This window comes from Armatimonadota bacterium (genome assembly GCA_035527535.1).
GTDB lineage: Bacteria > Armatimonadota > Hebobacteria.
Genome location: DATLAK010000028.1, coordinates 1 through 3,301, shown reverse-complemented (window position 1 = coordinate 3,301; position 3,301 = coordinate 1). Strand labels below are relative to the sequence as shown.

The 3,301-nt window shown below is 67.7% G+C and carries 4 protein-coding genes; all 4 read left to right on the top strand.

All coding sequences use genetic code 11. The features are described from left to right. Positions 1-275 (top strand): hypothetical protein (locus tag VM221_01595; protein HUT73510.1); only part of this gene is annotated, 275 nt, incomplete at its 5' end. 214 nt (positions 276-489) lie between these two features. Next, the gene (locus VM221_01590; GenBank protein HUT73509.1) at positions 490-678 is read left to right on the top strand and encodes a hypothetical protein; all 189 of its coding nucleotides are present in this window, start codon (positions 490-492) and stop codon (positions 676-678) included. 91 nt (positions 679-769) lie between these two features. Then, positions 770-2,392 (top strand): hypothetical protein, encoded by a 1,623-nt coding sequence (locus VM221_01585; GenBank protein ID HUT73508.1) that lies wholly within the window; start codon positions 770-772, stop codon positions 2,390-2,392. A gap of 258 nt (positions 2,393-2,650) precedes the next feature. Beyond that, positions 2,651-3,301 (top strand): hypothetical protein (locus tag VM221_01580; GenBank protein HUT73507.1); only part of this gene is annotated, 651 nt, incomplete at its 3' end.

Here is a 3,301-nt window from a genome sequence, read left to right as displayed (position 1 = left end):
CCGTCAAGGATTCCGACCTCACCGCGACCGGCGTGCCCACGCACCCGCCAACGCCACCGGTATCGCCGACGCCCACGCGGCCGGCGCCACCGCCGCGCAGGACGCCGCTGTACATGCTGGCAACCGGCGTGCTGGCGGCAGTGGCGGCGTTGGCGCTGGCGGCGCGACGGAAGGGCATCGGGCCGTGGGCAACGAAGAGGAGCGCATGCGTGCCGGCCGGCGGCTCGCCCGCGGGCGCGGTCGGAAACGAAAGGGAAGATCAAGGTGGCGATTGAGCTTGAGGACCTGTGACGCTTCGCGGTCGAGAGCAAGGCGTCGGACCTGTTCATCAAGTCGGGCGCGCCGCCGGCGCTGCGGGCGCGCGAGCGGGGGTTCAACCAGGCGCAGTTGTTATGTGGGCCGCTGTCACAGCGCACGCGCACGCCGATCGCCATCCACTGCCTGTAGCGCACCCGGCTGAACGCGCCGCAGATCGCGGCGCCCGCGAAGATGCGGCGGGCCAATGTGCGAGGGGCCTTCACGGTGACGGATGCCGCCGCGGTCCTGGGCCGGAAGATACTGGTGTTCGATGACGTATGGACCATCGGCGCGACCCTACTGGAATGCGCGCGGGTGCTGCGTCAGGCGGGAGCGGCGGAGGTCTATCTCCTCAGCCTGTGTCGGGCGGCGTGGCTCTAGGAGAGGAGACAAGCGCGCCTGACGCCGCATAAATGAGCGAAGCGCCGGAAGTGGCGGATACTGCGATGCCGCATCGTCTCCAGGGAAGCCCATGACATCGAAAATCCCGACCCTAACGCGCCGCCCAGAGCGCCGGCCGGAAGCCGGCCACCCGCTCCCCGTTCCGGGGATCTGGGCGCACCGCGAGCTTCTGCCCTACTGCATCCTCGCCGGCGTCGGCCTGGGGGCCTGGCTGTGGTTTAGCCTCACCACCAGGATCGCGCTGGAGGACGCGTTCGTCACCTTCCGCTATGCGCGGAATATCGCGTCCGGCCATGGCTTCGTCTACAACCTGGGGGAGCGCGTGCTCGGCACCACGACGCCGCTGCAGACCCTATTCCTCGCCGGCCTCGGCCTGATCGCGGGGCCCGAGCGCATCCCCGTCATTGCCTCCCTGGTCATGCCGTGGTTCGGCATCGCGGCCGGCCTGTTGGCCTACTCCGCGCTTGTCAGGTTCGGCGTGTCGCACGCGGGCGCCATCGCCGGCGGCTTGCTCTACTACCTCCATCCCTTGGTTATCCGCACCTCCCTTGGCGGCATGGAGACCCCGCTCGTGCTGTTCCTGATGGCACTGAGCCTGCACTTCCTCTCCCGACGGCAGCCCGTGGGCGCGACCGTCGCCGTCGCCTTGCTCGCGCTTTGCCGCATTGACGGGCTGATCTGGGGCGCACTGGTACTGGGGATGACTCTGCTGTCTACCCATCGTCGGCCCCTCAAGCAGGCGCTGGCCTTCGGCGCGTTCATCGTGCCCTGGGTAGTCTTCGCTTACCTGTACTTCACCAGCCCGATACCCAACACGATGCTGGCCAAGGGGACGATCCGGCCCGGCCGCGAGCACCTGCTCTTCCAGCCCGAGCACTTCCATCGCCTCCTGCGCTGGTATCTTTCGGGTAGCGGCTTCCCCAGCGATCAATCGCTGTTCCTGGTCTGGGTCGCCTTGCTGGCGTCGGGGATCTACGCGGTGGTTCGCACCCGACGCCGCGAGCTGCTGCTGCTTCCCATCTTCCCGGTCATGTACGCGGTCCTGATGTACTGCAAGCGCGCGCCGATGTACCAGTGGTATCTGCTCCCAATGGTACTGTGCTGCCTGCTCCTGGGCGGGGCCGGGATCGGGCAACTGCTGACCTGGATTGCCAGCGCGAAACGGCACCAGGCACTGCGCGTCGCGGTCGCGGTGGGGACGGCGGCGATGGTCGTCCCCGCCTTCGTTGGCATGGCCCGCGACCTGCCGCGCCAAGTGCGACACACCCGGCTGTTCCAGGAAAACGAGTGGGGCTTGCGGCGGGGGGTGGGGCTGTGGCTGCGAAGTCACACCGCGGCCAACGCCTCCGTGGCCATGGAGGCCATCGGTTATCAGGGCTACTATTCGCAGCGTCGTATCATTGACATGGCGGGCGTGATCTCCCCGCGCGTGGTGAAGTTCAAGGCGAGCACGGGCTCCAATGGCCGTGTGTTCAGACTCATCACCGCTGAGCTGCGGCCGGACTATATCGTGCTGCGTTCCTTCGAGGTGGACCGGAACCACCACTTCAACGGCGGCAAGCTGTTCGAAACTCCGGCGGACCGGGCGCGCTTTTCCCAGCGCTACCGCGAGGTCCGGCGCTTTGTCGCGCCTCACCCGGAGCTAGCGCCGCTAGTCACCCACCTGACCGTCTTCGAGAGGCGTGTCGGCTGAAGTCTCTTCTTGTCTCGGCCTTCAGCGACTTTCGCGCCGCCCCGAGCAAGTGCGCAGCGACCTCACGCGCGTGTATTGAGGGACGCGACGCCAGCCCGGAGCCCTCGTTTCCCCGGGCGCGGCGATTGACCGGCGGGGGCGGGCTTGAGTATAATTATGGTGAAAGCGGTTGCCGGTCCTCGGTCGGGCTGCTGCCGTCCGCGTACCCCAGTGACAAATCGCGCCCATATCCCGGCTCGACGCTGCCTGGCGGTGGCGATGCTGCTCGTATGCCTCACCCTGCCGGCGGCATATGCCGCGCCCGAGTTAACCCCATCGCGTTCAACGTCGGCACCAGCGCTGGCGGCGCCGCCAAAGCCCGCCGGCGCAAAAACCCTGCTCGAGCTCCCGGAGCCCCCGCCGTTCCAGGTGGTGGCGCTCATCACCTCCGACGGCCGCTCTGAGGCGGTGCCCCTGTTATTCTCACCCGCGCTGGATCAGCGGCAGGCGGCCGCGATCGTGCAGCACATGGCGCCGCTGGGCGGCTGGCAGCCCCGCGACCTGAAGATCGCCGACGACCGCTACACCTCCGCCTGCGAGGTCTGGGAGGCGCGCGCCGGCAAGCCGCCCGCGGGTGAGCTGCAGACCTTCGTCGAGTTCGGCGCGCCGGGAGTCATCAACCACCGCGAGCACTGGATAAACCTGGACCCGTTCATTCTCGGGCTTAGGGACTACACCCCGCTGCGGGTGGCCTTGGCGCTGGCTGATGATATCGCTGTAACCGGACCCGGGAATGTGACCAATAACACGGTACAAATAGAGTGTAGCCGGCAACCGAACTCGGTCGTCTTCGACATCACCGTCAAGGATTCCGACCTCACCGCGACCGGCGTGCCCACGCACCCGCCAACGCCACCGGTATCGCCGACG